Below are 13,847 nucleotides of genomic sequence, written 5' to 3'. Positions count from 1 at the left end.
GTGGCGTAGCCTGACTCTATGACAGTTCAACTGGGTATGCCCCAGCCCCGCGCGGCAGGCAGTCCCGGAGCGGGAGTGCCTGCTGCAGCCGCACTGTCCGGGCGTCCGGAGGGCCTGGTTGCAGGGCTCGTGGATCGCTACGGCCGCCGTGCCACGGACATGCGCCTCTCACTGACGGACAAGTGCAATCTGCGTTGCACCTATTGCATGCCGGCCGAGGGCCTGGAATGGCTGTCCAAGCAGGCGGTGATGTCCGCGGAGGAAATCGTCCGGATCGTGCGGATCGGCGTCGACATGCTCGGCGTGCGTGAACTGCGGCTGACCGGAGGCGAGCCCTTGGTGCGGGCGGACCTGCTGCAGATCATCGCCGCGCTCCGCCAGGCCCACCCCGACCTGCCAATCTCGATGACCACCAACGCCGTCGGCCTGGACAAGAAGGCCGCCGGACTCAAAGCCGCGGGACTGACCAGAATCAACGTCTCGCTGGACTCCCTGCATGAAGAAACCTTTACCAAGCTGACCCGCCGGCCCTTCCTGGACAGGGTCCTCGCCGGCGTCGACGCCGCCTGGGCCGCAGGCCTGGGCCCGGTCAAGCTCAACGCTGTACTCATGCGCGGCATCAACGACGCCGAGTCCCCGGCCCTCCTGACCTGGGCACTGGACCGCGGCTATGAACTGCGCTTCATCGAACAGATGCCGCTCGACGCGGACCACGGCTGGACCCGGCGGAACATGATCACCGCCGCGGAGATCCGGGAACTGCTCTCGGTCGATTACGTGCTCAGTTCCGACCCGCGGGACCGCGACGGCGCCCCGGCGGAACGGTTCGAAGTCCGGGCCCGGGTTCCCGGCACCGACCGGGCCACCGGCCCTCTGCTCGGCACTGTGGGCATCATCGCCTCCGTCACGGAGCCGTTCTGCTCGGACTGCCGCCGGACGCGCATCACCGCCGAGGGCAAGATCATGAGCTGCCTGTTCTCGCGCGAGGAAGTGGATCTGCTGGGGCTGCTGCGCGAGGGCGCCAGCGACGAACAGCTCGCCGAGCGCTGGCAGGATGCCATGTGGATCAAGCCCAAGGCCCACGGCATGGACCATGTGGGCCTCGACGCGCCCGACTTCGTCCAGCCGGACCGCAGCATGAGCGCCATCGGAGGCTGACTTTTTCGTGAATGTACGCTACTTCGCTGCCGCACGCGCTGCCGCCGGCGTGGATGAAGAACGCTACGACCTCGCCGACGGCGACACCCTCGCCTCGCTGCTCGAGGCGATCCTCGCCGTCGAGCGCCCCGAACCGCCGGCCGGTACGCCGCCGCTGGCCCGCATCCTGTCCCGCTCCAGCTTCCTGCTCAACGAAGTTGCCGTGCGGGACCATGCCGCGGCGCTCAAGCCGGCCGACATCGTCGACGTGCTGCCGCCCTTCGCCGGCGGGTAACCCGGGCACGCCCGGCTCCATAAAGCCGGTATGTCGGGTTCACAAAATCCGGGGTATCGCGTTTAGCTGGCCGGTTCTAGAGTGTGGAATATCCGCGGCGGCGGGCAACAAACACCAACGAGGAGGGCAGCATGTTCACCTTGCAGATCGAGCATAGGATCAAGGATTTCTCCATGTGGAAAGCGGCGTTCGACCGTGATCCGGTGAACCGCGCGGCGTCGGGCGTCACCGCGTACCGCGTCAACCAACCCGTGGACGACCCGCACTCTGTGGTCGTTGAGCTGGACTTCGAGCAGCGCGAGCAGGCGGAGGCCTTGTTGGCCAATCTTCAGGCGAAGGTCTGGAACTCCGCCGAGCCGGCGCCCGGCCTAGAGGGAACTCCGAAGACCCGGATCCTGCAGGCCGCCTCCTAAGACCTCACGCCGGTACGGCAGCGCCCTCAGCGACGCGGCGGCACACGGTGGTCATGAAGGGCGTGAAATCGCTCGCCCTGCCCAGGCGGAGTCCGGCGGCATGAGTCAGTTCGCCGTCATCCACCCGGAAGGTGTGCCGTGCGGTCCCGCGGTCACTTCGCCGTTCCACGGTCAAGGTGCCGCCTTCCATGCTGGCGCGCGCGGGTCCCTCGGGCGGCAACCCCAAGCTGTTGACGTGGTACCAGAAGGTCTCCGGATGGTCCGGGTCCGTCGTGAAGACACCGTGGCCTTCGGACCGGGTCCCGTCCGCATCCGTGTGCCGGTAGCTCTGGGTGACGGCAAGCCCGGCTGCTGCCCGGGAAAAGATAATCTCGGTGTCCGCGGTGCGCGCCGGACCCCACGCGGTTGCCTCCCAGTGCGTGGTCCCCGTCCAATGGCCCAGGAAAGCCTCAAGCGCCTCGCATGCACTGCCTGGCAGCGGCCGGTCCACAGTTTCTCCCATATGGAGTTCCTCCCGAGTGACCCCGCCACCATCATGGCGCCGCGCCAGTTGGAATGTCTAGGCCAGGAGTCCGAACGTCTCGGTTTCCTCGAACGGCCCGACCACCGTGACGGTCCGCGGGGCTGCCGCGAGCTCACGGGCGAGCTCCTGGACCTCCGCGGCTGTGACGGCCTTGATCTGGCGGAGGGTCTCATCGATGTCCTGGTACTCGCCGGACACCAGTTCCGCGCGGCCCAGCCGGGACATCCGGGAACCGGTGTCCTCCAGCGCCAGCACGATTCCGCCGCACAGCTGTCCCTCCGCCTTGCGCAGCTCCTCGTCTGAGATTCCGTCGGCAGCCAGCTTGTCCAGTTCGGCGCCCAGCAGATCAATGACCTGGCGGACCTTCGACGGGGTGCATCCGGCGTACATGCCGAAATAGCCGGCATCGGCGTAGGAGGAGGCGAAAGAGTAGGTCGAGTAGACGAGTCCGCGCTTTTCCCGGACCTCCTGGAAGAGGCGGGAGGACATGCCGCCGCCGAGAACGGCGTTGAGCACACTCATCACAAAGCGGCGGCCGTCGGTGGCGACCAGCGACGGGCAACCCATAATGATGTTGGCCTGCTCCACCTGCCTCTTGACCACATGCAGGCCGGCCGTGCCGGTGATCGATGCACGTTCGGTGGAGCGGCGCTGCACGGGGGCGGCCGCGGCCTCAAGGTTCCAGCCGGCGGAGTGCAGGGCATCCACCACGAGCCCGCAGACGACGTCGTGGTCCAGGCCGCCGGCCGCGGTGACCACGAGCTCGTCGGGACGGTAGTAGCGGCGGTAGTGGTCCCACACCGAGTCGCGTGCCACGGCCCGGATGGCTGCCGGCGTGCCGCCGATGGGGCGGCCCAGCGGGTGCGTTCCCAGCACGGCGGCCACGAAGTTCTCGTGCGCGACGTCGGTGGGATCGTCGCTGTCCATGGCGATTTCCTCGAGGATGACGTCCCGCTCCTGCTCCATCTCCTGCGGGTTCAGGACCGCGCCGGTGATCATGTCCGCGATGACGTCGATCGCCATGGGAAGGTCCGTGTCCAGCACGCGGGCGAAGTAGCAGGTGCTTTCCTTCGCGGTGGCCGCATTGGATTCCCCGCCGACCTCGTCGAAGGCCGAGGCGATCTCCAGCGCGGTGCGGCGCTTGGTGCCCTTGAAGAGCAGGTGCTCCAGGAAGTGCGTGGAACCGTGCTGGCCGGGAGCCTCGTCGCGGGAGCCGACGCCGACCCAGAAACCGATCGTGGCAGAGCGTTGGCCGGGCATCGCTTCGGTGAGGACGCGGACGCCGCCGGGCAGGACCGAGCGTCGCACCTCGGAGCCGCCGTCGGCGCCGTGGATCAGGGTGTCAGCGTGCTGGTTCTGCTCTAGCGGCAGGGGGACGACAGTCATCAAGGCCTTTCATTGAACACATGCCAAATCTGCCTGCCATCCTACCTTTAACAGCAGCGGGGCCGGTGGTTGATCCACCGGCCCCGCTTTTTGACTCAGGAGAGACTACTCTGCGGCGTCCGCGGAGACCTCGGCGTTGTCAGCGTTTTCCGTGTTTCCTGCATTTTCCGCGCCAGCCTCCTCAGCCACTACGGGCGAGAGGGACAGCTTTCCGCGATCGTCGATCTTGGTGATTTCCACCTGGATCTTCTGGCCCACGGAGACGACGTCGTCGACGTTGTCCACGCGCTTGCCGCCGGCGATCTTGCGCAGCTCGGAGATGTGCAGGAGGCCGTCCTTGCCCGGGGTCAGGGAAACGAAGGCGCCGAAGGTGGTGGTCTTGACGACCGTGCCCAGGTAGCGCTCACCGATTTCCGGGATCTGCGGGTTGGCGATGGCGTTGATCGCGGACCGTGCTGCGTCGGCAGACGGGCCGTTGGTGGCGCCAATGTAGACAGTTCCGTCGTCCTCGATCGAGATGTCGGCTCCGGTGTCTTCCTGGATCTGGTTGATCATCTTGCCCTTCGGGCCGATGACCTCGCCGATCTTGTCAACCGGGATCTTGACCGCGATGACGCGCGGCGCGAACTCGGAGAGCTCGTCCGGGGTGTCGATCGCGGAGTTCAGGACGTCCAGGATGTGCAGGCGGGCTTCGCGGGCCTGCTTCAGGGCGGCGGCCAGGACCGAGGCCGGGATGCCGTCGAGCTTCGTGTCCAGCTGGATGGCCGTGACGAACTCGGAAGTACCGGCAACCTTGAAGTCCATGTCACCGAAGGCATCTTCGGCGCCGAGGATATCGGTCAGGGCGGCGTAACGGGTCTGGCCGTCGACCTGGTCGGAGACCAGGCCCATGGCGATACCCGCAACAGCAGCCTTCAGCGGCACGCCTGCGTTCAGCAGGGACAGCGTGGAGGCGCAGACGGAACCCATAGACGTCGAACCGTTGGAGCTGAGAGCCTCAGACACCTGGCGGATGGCGTAGGGGAATTCCTCGCGGGACGGCAGCACCGGCATGATGGCGCGCTCTGCGAGGGCACCGTGGCCGATTTCGCGGCGCTTCGGGGAACCGACGCGGCCGGTCTCGCCGGTGGAGTACGGCGGGAAGTTGTAGTTGTGCATGTAGCGCTTGCGCGTCACGGGAGACAGCGAGTCGATCTGCTGTTCCATCTTGAGCATGTTCAGCGTGGTGACACCCATGATCTGGGTCTCGCCGCGTTCGAAGATGGCCGAGCCGTGGACGCGGGGCAGAACCTCAACCTCGGCGGTGAGCTGGCGGATGTCCGTCAGGCCGCGGCCGTCGATGCGGATCTGGTCCTTGAGGATACGCTGGCGCACAACCTGCTTGGTGACGGAGCGGAAGGCTGCGGACAGTTCCTTCTCGCGGCCTTCGAACTGGCCAGCCAGGGAAGAGGTGACCTCGTCCTTGAGCTCGTCGGACGCGGTGTCGCGTTCCTGCTTGTCGGCGATCTGGAAGACAGCGGCCAGCTTCTCGGCGGCAGCGGACTCCACAGCGGCGTAGACGTCGTCCTGGTAGTCCAGGAAGACCGGGAACTCGACGGTCGGCTTGGCGGCGCGGGCTGCCAGGTCGGACTGTGCTTCACAAAGGGCCTTGATGAACGGCTTGGCAGCCTCGAGGCCTTCGGAGACAACCTCTTCGGTCGGGGCGGTGGCGCCCTGTTCCTTGATGAGGTTCCAGGAGTTGTCGGTGGCTTCGGCTTCAACCATCATGATGGCGACGTCGTCACCGGCGATGCGGCCGGCGACGACCATGTTGAAGACGGCGTTCTCGAGCTGGGAGTGCTTCGGGAACGCAACCCACTGCGAGCCGTTCTCGTCGGCAACGAGGGCAACGCGGACGCCGCCGATCGGGCCGGAGAAGGGCAGGCCGGAAAGCTGGGTGGACATCGAGGACGCGTTGATCGCGACGACGTCGTAGAGCTCGTCCGGGTTGATGGACAGCACGGTGACGACGATCTGGACCTCGTTGCGCAGGCCCTTGACGAACGCGGGGCGCAGCGGGCGGTCCATGAGGCGGCAGGCCAGGATGGCTTCCGTGGAGGGACGGCCTTCGCGGCGGAAGAACGAGCCCGGGATGCGGCCGGCGGCGTACATACGCTCTTCGACGTCGACGGTCAGCGGGAAGAAGTCGAAACCTTCACGCGGGTGCTTGCCGGCGGTGGTTGCGGACAGCAGCGCGGTCTCTTCATCGATGTAGACCATCGCTGCGCCGGCTGCCTGCTTGGCAAGGCGGCCGGTTTCAAAGCGGATTACACGCTTGCCGAAGCGGCCATTGTCAATGATTGCTTCTGAGAACTGGATTTCGGGACCCTCCATAGAGAGTCACCTCCGTTTCTTGGTTCACGGAGCCCAGCCGCATCAACCCAGCCCAGCATCTGTCTACTGGCCTGCACTGCACCCGGTCATCGATCGAGACCCACGGGCCGGGCCTCATTCCTTGAGGCCGTTCCCGGGGATCACTACCGAGGACCGCGAATGCGTGATGCGGTTGATCCTCCTGTTTAGTTTTTTCCTGAAGAAGGCGGCCCTTTCCGGTCCGGAAGGGGCCGCCCCTTAAAACTGACTAGCGACGCAGGCCGAGGCGCTCGATGAGCTTACGGTAGCGGGTGATGTCAGTGTTCTTGAGGTAGGTGAGCATGCGCTTGCGACGACCAACCATGGCCAGCAGACCGCGCTGGGTGTGGTAATCGTGCTTGTGCTCCTTCATGTGCTCAGTGAGATCCTTGATCCGCTGAGTCAGGACTGCAACCTGGACCTCCGGCGAACCGGTGTCGCCCTCGGACGTTGCGAAATCCTTGATGATGGACTGCTTTACAGCGGCTTCAAGTGCCACAATAACTCCTAGAGATGTGCCGTGAGGCCCGAATCAGTAATTCACTGCCGGGGGTGCCGTCCCGGAATCCCCCGCCGAAGCCGGGCATTCCGTACACAACAGGAGCCAGCCGCCACGGACTGCAGCCGGATCCAACGTTCAGTTTAGTGGCACGTCCGCGGTCTTGTCGAAACCGCCGGGCGCGGCCGCCGACTCTGCCGGCGCGCCAGATGCCTGCGGCGGTTGCGGTTTTCCACTTTCCTGGGCTGCGAGCAGTTCGCGAATAGCGGCGACGCCCCGGTAAAGCTCCGCGAAGGATGTGCTGAGCGGCGACAGCCCGATCCTGATGCCCTGCGGGGCGCGGAAATCGGGAATCACGTCCTGGTCCCACAATGTGGCCGTCATTTCCCGGAAGGCCGGGTGGTCGATCGTCACGTGGCTGCCGCGCAGTTCCGCCGCCCGCGGGGTGGACAGCTGCACGCCGGCCGGCGCCAGCCAGGCGTCGTAAAGTTCGAGGGCATAAGCGGTCAGCACCCGTGACTTCTCCCGCAGTGACGCCATCCCCGCTTCCTCGATCAGGTCCAGGGTGCCGCGCATGGCGAGCATCCCGAAGATCGCCGGAGTGCCGCTAAGGAAGCCGCGGATGCCGGGGGCGGCCTCGTAGCCGGGACCCATTTCGAACGCGTCCTTGCGCCCCATCCAGCCCCAGATGGGCTGCTGCAGCCCGGCCAGGTGCCGTGCGTTGATGTAGGCGAACGCGGGCGAGCCCGGTCCCCCGTTCAGATATTTGTAGGTGCAGCCTGCCGCGAAGTCGACGTCGGCGTCGTCCAAAGCGATCTCCACAGACCCGGCGGAGTGGCAAAGGTCCCACACCACCAGGGCGCCGGCGTCGTGGATTGCCGCGGTGATGCCCGGCAGGTCCGCGAGGAAGCCGGAGCGGTAGGCGATCTGGCTCAGGACCACGACGGCGGTGGCCGGGCCGGTGGCGTCGCGCACCTGCTCGACGGTGACGCCGGAGGCCGGATCGGCGTCGATCCAGCGCAGGGTCAGGCCTTCTTCACGGGCGATTCCCTCCACCAGGTAGCGGTCGGTGGGGAAATTATCCGTGTCCAGGACGATCTCGGTCCGGGCCGGATCGGTGACGGCTGCCAGCGCGGCGCGGATGAGCTTGTACAGCACCACGGTGGTGGAATCGGCAATGATCGTCTGCCCCGGCGCCGCGCCGAGCACGGCGCGGCCGAGCTGGTCGCCGATCTTCTGGGGCAGTTCGAGCCATTCCTCGTCCCAGCCCCGGATCAGGCGGCCGCCCCAGCTGTCCTGGATGAAGCTGCTGATGTCGGTGACGGTCCGCTTGAGCGGACGGCCCAGGGAGTTGCCGTCAAGGTAGGACAGGTCCGTGTCCGTGCCGACGAAGTGGTCGCGGTAGCCGGCCAGCGGGTCCGCGGCGTCGAGGTCGAGGGCGCGCTGCCACAGGCTGTCCGGCGCGTCGGTGTTGGCGGACATGCTCACTGGCCGATCTCCGTCCGCACGGCGAAGAGCTCGGGGAAGAAGGTCAGTTCGAGGGCCTTCTGCAGGAACGCGGCGCCGCTGGATCCGCCGGTGCCGGCCTTCATGCCGATGGTCCGCTGGACGGTGCGCAGGTGGCGGAAACGCCACAGCTGGAAGTTGTCCTCAAGGTCCACAAGTTCCTCGCAGGCCTCGTATGCGCCCCAGTTGTCGGCGGCGTTCTCGTAGATGTACTTGAACACCGGGACCAGTTCGGGGCAGAACTCGTGGGCCTTGGTGACGTCGCGCTCCAGCACGGATGCCGGGACGTCAAAGCCCTGGCGCTTGAGATAGGCGAGGAAATCGTCGTAGATGCTGGGGGCTTCGAGCAGTTCGCGCAGCATCTCGTGGGCCTCGGGGTCCGATTCGAACACCGGAAGCATCTTGGCGTTCTTGTTGCCGAGGAGGAACTCCACCGCACGGTACTGGCTGGACTGGAATCCGGACGAGTTGCCGAGGAAGCCGCGGAACTGGGAGTACTCGGTGGGCGTCAGGGTGGCCAGCACGGACCATTGCTCGGTGAGTGTCTTCTGAATGTGCTTGACGCGGGCGATCGCCTTCAGGGCGGACCCGAGGTCGTCCGACCGCAGCCACGCGGCGGCGCTGCGAAGCTCGTGCAATACCAGCTTCAGCCACAGCTCCGTGGTCTGGTGCTGGATGATGAACAGCATCTCGTCGTGGTGTTCCGGGGTGCTGACCGGCTGCTGGGCGCTGAGCAGGGTGGGCAACTGCAGGTAGGACGCGTAGCTCATCCGCGCACTGAAATCCCGGACAATGTCCTGGTCCAGTTCCCTCGTGTTTTTCTCGATGGTCACGTGTCTTGCCTTCCTTGCCAAGTGGCTGTGAATCAGCGCGGCTCCAGTGAACCAGAACATTGTCAGCGCGGGGCCGACGCCGATCCGGCCCGGTTTTTAGCGGGCGAACAGGAGGTCGTGGGCCTGGACGACGTCCAGGCGCATCTGCTCCACCAAAGCTTCAGCCCCACGGTACGCCACCATGCCGCGGAGCCTGGCGACAAATTCCACCACAACTGTCTGGTCGTACAGATCGAAGTCGTCGGGAGACTCTTCCGGGCGGTCGATCACGTGGGCCTCGACCTGACGGCTCACGCCGTCGAACGTCGGGTTCGAGCCTACGGAGATGGCGGCGGGCCAGCGCATGCCTGCCTGGTCCACGAGCCAGCCGGCGTAGATGCCGTCCGCGGGGATGTACCCGGTGGCCGTCGAGGAGAGGTTCGCGGTGGGGAACCCGAGGTCGCGGCCGCGTGCGGCACCGTGCACCACCTCGCCGCGCATCCGGTGCGGCCTGCCGAGGACGGCAGCGGCGGTGGCGACGTCGCCCGCGCGCAGGGCCTCGCGCACCCACGTGGACGAACAGCGGCGGTCCGTGCCGTCGTCGTCGTGGATGGGAAAGCCCTCTGAGCCGAATTCGCTGATGACCAGCACCTCGAACCCGAGCTTCTTGCCCAGCTCCTGCATGGTGGCGAGGTCGCCGGAATTGCCGCGGCCAAACCGGGCGTCGTGGCCGATCACCACGTGGCTGGCCTTGAGGCTGTCGACCAGCACTGACGCGACGAATTCCTCGGGGGTGAGGCTGGCGAGCTCCATCGAGTACTTCATCACCAGCACGGCGTCGAGGCCGAGCTCTCCGAGGGCCACGAGCTTGTCCTCCAGCCCCATGATCAGTTCGGGAGCCGATTCCGGACGGTGTACCTGCGCGGGGTGTGGGTCGAAGGTGATGGCGACGGCGCGTGCGTGCTTCAACCGGGCGGTACGGATGAGCTGCGACAGCACCTGCTGGTGGCCGCGGTGCACGCCGTCGAAATTGCCGAACGTGACAACCGAAGGACCAAAGTCCGCCGGGACCTCGGACAGATCGTTCCAGATGTGGACCATCAACCTCGCCTTTTGCTGCCTGCCATGAACTGCTCCGGAGCGACCGTGCCGGCTCCGGAACTCTCTTAGATTACCCGCAATCCGGGCAACTCCCGGACGGTCCGCCGGGCTCCGGGGCATCCGCGTAAAGGCCCCGCCGGAGGGACCACGGTTAATCGGCGGCAGGGCGAAGGTGTGAGGCGGGCGCGCACTATCGCCCCAGCAAAAGCCGCCGCTCGCTGTCGCGCACCGTCTGTTTCCGCCAATTCCGCCAATGCAGCAGCACTGCGACGAGGATGAGGGGGACGTGGAGCCCGGGCAGGATATTCGCTAACCACCGCGGCAGGTAGATGTCCGTGACGGAGCCCGAGCCGTCTCCAAGACTTTTCGCGACGACGGTCAACGGGCATTGGAAGCCGGTGCCCGCAAAAATCAGCGATTCGCTGGCGACCACGACGGCGGCAGCCCTCGTCTTCCGGTCATTGCGGCCCGTGATGCCGGCGTACAGGACGTAGGCCATGCAGGCCTCAATCACGAGCCAGGCAAGGGTGTGGAGCGTCTTCACTGCCCGCAGCATCAGACTGCGCTGGTCCATGCCTCCACCCTAGGCCCGCCGTGGCGCGGAGGCTTGGGACTTTCGGCCCGGTGCAGGGAGCCCGGCGACGGAGGGCGCGGTTGCGGGGGTCCCACCGAGTCAGTCGAGGCGAGCGTCCGTCCAGGCACGGGGTCACTCCAGGCGGAAGTAGGTGTTCCGGCGGGGTGTCCGGGCGGGGTCGAGGTGGGGTGGCGGGATGAGCCAGGGGATGCCGGTGCGCATCTGGATGCTCCAGTGTTCCTTGTGGATCAGATGGTGGTGATGGGAGCAGAGCAGGGTGCCGTTGCCGGTTCCGGTGGTTCCGCCGCGGGACCAGTAGGTGATGTGGTGGGCCTCGCACCAGGGGGCGGGGATGGTGCATTGCGGGAAGGCGCAGCCCTGGTCCCGGGCCGTGATGGCCTTGCGGATGTGGGGCGGGAAGATGCGGGAGGCGCGGCCGATGTCCAGGACCTGGCCCTCGCCGCCGAGGACGACGGGGATGATGTCGGCGTCGCAGGCGAGCTTGCGGATGGTGCCTGCGGTGACGGGGCCGGTGAACAGCAGCGTCCCGGTGCCGTGCCTGGTTCCGGTGCCGTGCTGTGCGGTGTTGGCAGGGGCGCTTGCTTCGGCGGGAGTCGTCCCGAGCCTGGTGAGCAGGTCGCGGTAGTCGATGGTGGCCATGACCTGGGGCCGGAGCCCGCCCGCGGCGGGCAGCCCTCCGGTGGCGAGGGCTGCTTTGCACGCGCCGACCAGGCCGTCGAGCAGCTTCTGCGGCCGGGAGCGGAGGTCCAGGGACGGCAGCGACGGGTCCTTTTCGGCCGTGGCGGAATCGTCCGCCGCGCAGGGCGCATCCGCCGCCGCGGACCCGTCACCAGGTCCGGTGGTGGTGCCTTGGCCGGTGTCGGGGCCGGTGCGGGGGTTGGTGGCGGTGTTCATCACGGTGATCAGGTGTTCGAACTGGTCCGTGGTGGCGAAGATTTCCAGGTGTTGCAGGCCGTGCCGGGGTTTGCGGAGGAAGGCGCCCTGGAGCTGGCGGAGCAGTTCCTCGGAGGGTTCGGCGCCGTCCTGGTCCAGTGCCTCGGCCCAGCTGCGGCTGACCCGGGCCAGGAAGTCGGCGTCGTTCTCGGCCGCGGTGCGGGTCAGGGCGTGCTCCATCGCCGCGACCGCCTCGGGGAGGCAGCTGTGCCGGACCCGGTCCAGGGCGAGCGTGATGACGGTCGCGGCGCGGGAGGCGACCTCGCCGGACGCGACGGCGGCTCCGAGCTCCGGGTGCACGGGCGGGATGGGCCGGCCGGCGAGTCCCTGCCGGGGCAGCAGTTCGGCGGCCAGCGCCAGCCGGCGCTTGGCCTCGGCGGCGCTGATCCGCAGCCGCGCCCGCAAAAAATCTGTGGCGTTCCGGTAGCCGTCATCCGCCGCAGCAGACATCCCAATTTGCCCGGAAAAGTCACCGCGGGGGCCAGTTCCGGCCCCGGCATGCGTCCCGCCGACAGGTGCGCCGTGAGCCCCGGCGTCGGAAACGGCCTCAGCTCCCCCGCCGGCCCCTGCATCCATCCCGCCGTCGGATTCCTGTTTCCAGCCCGTGAGCCAGCCCGCCTGGGCCGCTTCCTCACCCCAGCCGTGTGCGGCCATCGCGGTGAACGCGGCTTGTTTGCGCGTCCGCTCTACCGCCGCCGCGGCAACGAGCTGGAAGTATTCGACCGTGCGGGACAGGTCCTCGACGTGGCCGGCAAAGTCCGCGGCCTCCCGCAAGCCAACCCAGGGGGTATCGACATCCGCAGCCGGGCTCGAAGCCCGCAGCGCCGCCAGCGCCGAGTCCACCGCCGCACCCGCGGCGCCCAGAGCGCCGCTGGCTGCGTCAGCCGCGCCGGGAACGGCGGCCAGGCGGGGATGCCGGGAGGACACAGCCGGGCCGGGCCACGGGGCCCGGTCCGGGATGAACTCTCCAATGGCTTCCATAACTAAACTCTGCCAGAGGGGTACGACAGACATAGCGGAAGCCATTCCTGCTGGCGCGCGACTCATATTGGGTGACTCCCGGCAGCGCACTTCAGAGCACCTGGAGCCCATAGGGCACGTCCGAGCACGTAACACTGCGTACGACCCCCGCCCTCCTACGGACCGGTGCGTGGCAAGCTGTAGGGATGGACAGCACAGCCGCTCCCCAAGTCGGGGAATCACCGTTCGCACCACTGCTGCCGGGCGATCCGCGCCGCCCGTTGGGTCCACGCGATCCGGGCGATGCCTGGGTCGAGGGCGACCGGGGGCGGTTCTGGGGTCGGTTCGGTTCCGCCGGGCTCCTGGTCCACGACCCCGCCAAGGGGGTCCTGCTCCAGCACCGCGCCTTGTGGAGCCATCAGGGCGGCACCTGGGGGCTCCCCGGCGGCGCCCTGCACCAAGGGGAAGAAGCCATCCACGGCGCGCTGCGGGAAGCACACGAGGAAGCGGCCGTGCCTCCGGGGAATCTCCAGGTCCTGTTTACGTCGGTGTTCGACGTCGGCTACTGGTCTTACACCACCGTGGTGGCCGTTGCCCTGCAGCCGTTCGAGGCCGCGATCAGTGATGCGGAAAGTATCGAACTGCAGTGGGTGGGGATTGACGGCGTCGGCGGCAAGGAACTGCACCCGGGCTTCGCCGCGGCCTGGCCGGGGCTGCGCAGCAGGCTCACTGAGGCCCGGCGCATCGCCGGCCGCCTGTAATCAGCCGGAGTCAGTGGTCCCGGGGCGCGGGCCGTCGGCGGTACAGCCAGATGAGTCCCAGGATCGGCAGCAGGAGCGGGATGAATCCGTAGCCGCGGCCAAACAGGGACCATACTGTCTCGTGCGGGAAGTTCACCGAGTCGAACACGCTGAGTGCTCCCACCACCAGAACGCCCACAAGCTCCACCAGGACTGCCGCCACCGAGACCTTGAACGCGGTGCGCCCCGGCTTCGCCAGAGACACGGTGGCCACGACGTAGACGGCGGCGGCGAACGCGGACAGCAGGTACGCCAGCGGCGCCTCGGAAAACTTGGTGAGAATCTGGTAGCCGGCCCGGGCCGTCGCCGAAATCGCGAAGATGGCATAGACAGCAATCAGCAGCCGTCCCGGCCCGGTGTTGCGGGTATCGGTCGTCGCCGGCGCAGTGTCGGCGGATCCAGCGTCCGCCGGCCCAGTGGTCCGGGACGCCGGCGCCGCCGGGTTTCCGGTGCCGTCGTGCGGGGAGTTTGCGCTCACGTTTTCTGCCTCTTCCAT

General features: G+C 67.3%; 14 protein-coding genes. 4 read left to right on the top strand and 10 right to left on the bottom strand.

Translation table 11 applies throughout. The annotated features are described in order from the left end of the window. Positions 1 to 18: 18 nt before the first annotated feature. From moaA to AC1D1A_RS11970, 3 genes are all read left to right on the top strand, one after another. Positions 19 to 1,158 carry a GTP 3',8-cyclase MoaA gene (gene moaA, locus AC1D1A_RS11980; RefSeq protein ID WP_476947807.1) on the top strand — a complete coding sequence of 380 codons (1,140 nt, stop codon included), beginning with the start codon at positions 19 to 21 and terminating at the stop codon, positions 1,156 to 1,158. Between the two features lie 7 nt (positions 1,159 to 1,165). Beyond that, positions 1,166 to 1,432, top strand: a complete 267-nt coding sequence (locus AC1D1A_RS11975; RefSeq protein WP_476947806.1) for a MoaD/ThiS family protein — start codon at positions 1,166 to 1,168, stop codon at positions 1,430 to 1,432. Between the two features lie 131 nt (positions 1,433 to 1,563). Then, complete coding sequence (locus tag AC1D1A_RS11970) at positions 1,564 to 1,845, top strand: hypothetical protein (protein ID WP_476947805.1); 282 nt, start codon at positions 1,564 to 1,566, stop codon at positions 1,843 to 1,845. Positions 1,846 to 1,849: 4 nt separating this feature from the next. Here the strand turns inward: AC1D1A_RS11970 and AC1D1A_RS11965 are convergent, their stop codons facing one another. From AC1D1A_RS11965 to AC1D1A_RS11925, 9 genes are all read right to left on the bottom strand, one after another. After that, a complete protein-coding gene (locus AC1D1A_RS11965; RefSeq protein WP_476888296.1) occupies positions 1,850 to 2,347 on the bottom strand; it encodes a DUF1579 domain-containing protein in 498 nt (165 codons plus the stop codon). 57 nt (positions 2,348 to 2,404) lie between these two features. Continuing rightward, the gene (locus tag AC1D1A_RS11960) at positions 2,405 to 3,754 is read right to left on the bottom strand and encodes a M16 family metallopeptidase (protein WP_476947804.1); all 1,350 of its coding nucleotides are present in this window, start codon (positions 3,752 to 3,754) and stop codon (positions 2,405 to 2,407) included. A 105-nt stretch (positions 3,755 to 3,859) separates the two neighbouring features. Next, on the bottom strand, positions 3,860 to 6,127 hold the full coding sequence (locus AC1D1A_RS11955) for a polyribonucleotide nucleotidyltransferase (RefSeq protein ID WP_223914011.1): 2,268 nt from the start codon (positions 6,125 to 6,127) through the stop codon (positions 3,860 to 3,862). Positions 6,128 to 6,374: 247 nt separating this feature from the next. Continuing rightward, on the bottom strand, positions 6,375 to 6,644 hold the full coding sequence (gene rpsO / locus AC1D1A_RS11950; RefSeq protein ID WP_018774485.1) for a 30S ribosomal protein S15: 270 nt from the start codon (positions 6,642 to 6,644) through the stop codon (positions 6,375 to 6,377). A gap of 138 nt (positions 6,645 to 6,782) precedes the next feature. Further along, the gene (gene kynU / locus AC1D1A_RS11945; protein WP_476947829.1) at positions 6,783 to 8,126 is read right to left on the bottom strand and encodes a kynureninase; all 1,344 of its coding nucleotides are present in this window, start codon (positions 8,124 to 8,126) and stop codon (positions 6,783 to 6,785) included. Positions 8,127 to 8,128: 2 nt separating this feature from the next. Next, complete coding sequence (kynA, locus tag AC1D1A_RS11940; RefSeq protein ID WP_476947803.1) at positions 8,129 to 8,983, bottom strand: tryptophan 2,3-dioxygenase; 855 nt, start codon at positions 8,981 to 8,983, stop codon at positions 8,129 to 8,131. 96 nt (positions 8,984 to 9,079) lie between these two features. Next, positions 9,080 to 10,063, bottom strand: a complete 984-nt coding sequence (locus AC1D1A_RS11935) for a bifunctional riboflavin kinase/FAD synthetase (RefSeq protein WP_476947802.1) — start codon at positions 10,061 to 10,063, stop codon at positions 9,080 to 9,082. Between the two features lie 190 nt (positions 10,064 to 10,253). After that, entirely contained in the window at positions 10,254 to 10,637 is a 384-nt protein-coding gene (locus tag AC1D1A_RS11930) for a hypothetical protein (RefSeq protein ID WP_476849435.1), read from the bottom strand. A gap of 132 nt (positions 10,638 to 10,769) precedes the next feature. Beyond that, positions 10,770 to 12,572 (bottom strand): DUF222 domain-containing protein, encoded by a 1,803-nt coding sequence (locus AC1D1A_RS11925; protein WP_476947801.1) that lies wholly within the window; start codon positions 12,570 to 12,572, stop codon positions 10,770 to 10,772. A 185-nt stretch (positions 12,573 to 12,757) separates the two neighbouring features. On the opposite strand from AC1D1A_RS11925, the gene AC1D1A_RS11920 reads away from it, so the two are divergent. Beyond that, positions 12,758 to 13,312 carry an NUDIX domain-containing protein gene (locus tag AC1D1A_RS11920; RefSeq protein WP_476947800.1) on the top strand — a complete coding sequence of 185 codons (555 nt, stop codon included), beginning with the start codon at positions 12,758 to 12,760 and terminating at the stop codon, positions 13,310 to 13,312. A 10-nt stretch (positions 13,313 to 13,322) separates the two neighbouring features. Here the strand turns inward: AC1D1A_RS11920 and AC1D1A_RS11915 are convergent, their stop codons facing one another. Continuing rightward, the gene (locus tag AC1D1A_RS11915; protein WP_476849432.1) at positions 13,323 to 13,847 is read right to left on the bottom strand and encodes a hypothetical protein; all 525 of its coding nucleotides are present in this window, start codon (positions 13,845 to 13,847) and stop codon (positions 13,323 to 13,325) included.

It is taken from the genome of Arthrobacter sp. P1_B9 (genome assembly GCF_056406495.1).
Note: the sequence above shows the minus strand (reverse complement) of the source record. Positions and strands in the feature narration are given on the sequence as shown.

What these genes read in the sequence shown, in the direction of transcription:
- moaA (WP_476947807.1), top strand. Translation starts at nt 19, where the DNA reads ATGACAGTTCAACTGGGTATGCCCCAGCCCCGCGCGGCAGGCAGTCCC.
- AC1D1A_RS11970 (WP_476947805.1), top strand. Translation starts at nt 1,564, where the DNA reads ATGTTCACCTTGCAGATCGAGCATAGGATCAAGGATTTCTCCATGTGG.
- AC1D1A_RS11965 (WP_476888296.1), bottom strand. Translation starts at nt 2,347, where the DNA reads ATGGGAGAAACTGTGGACCGGCCGCTGCCAGGCAGTGCATGCGAGGCG.
- AC1D1A_RS11960 (WP_476947804.1), bottom strand. Translation starts at nt 3,754, where the DNA reads ATGACTGTCGTCCCCCTGCCGCTAGAGCAGAACCAGCACGCTGACACC.
- AC1D1A_RS11955 (WP_223914011.1), bottom strand. Translation starts at nt 6,127, where the DNA reads ATGGAGGGTCCCGAAATCCAGTTCTCAGAAGCAATCATTGACAATGGC.
- kynU (WP_476947829.1), bottom strand. Translation starts at nt 8,126, where the DNA reads ATGTCCGCCAACACCGACGCGCCGGACAGCCTGTGGCAGCGCGCCCTC.
- AC1D1A_RS11935 (WP_476947802.1), bottom strand. Translation starts at nt 10,063, where the DNA reads ATGGTCCACATCTGGAACGATCTGTCCGAGGTCCCGGCGGACTTTGGT.
- AC1D1A_RS11930 (WP_476849435.1), bottom strand. Translation starts at nt 10,637, where the DNA reads ATGGACCAGCGCAGTCTGATGCTGCGGGCAGTGAAGACGCTCCACACC.
- AC1D1A_RS11925 (WP_476947801.1), bottom strand. Translation starts at nt 12,572, where the DNA reads ATGGAAGCCATTGGAGAGTTCATCCCGGACCGGGCCCCGTGGCCCGGC.
- AC1D1A_RS11920 (WP_476947800.1), top strand. Translation starts at nt 12,758, where the DNA reads ATGGACAGCACAGCCGCTCCCCAAGTCGGGGAATCACCGTTCGCACCA.
- AC1D1A_RS11915 (WP_476849432.1), bottom strand. Translation starts at nt 13,847, where the DNA reads ATGGAAGAGGCAGAAAACGTGAGCGCAAACTCCCCGCACGACGGCACC.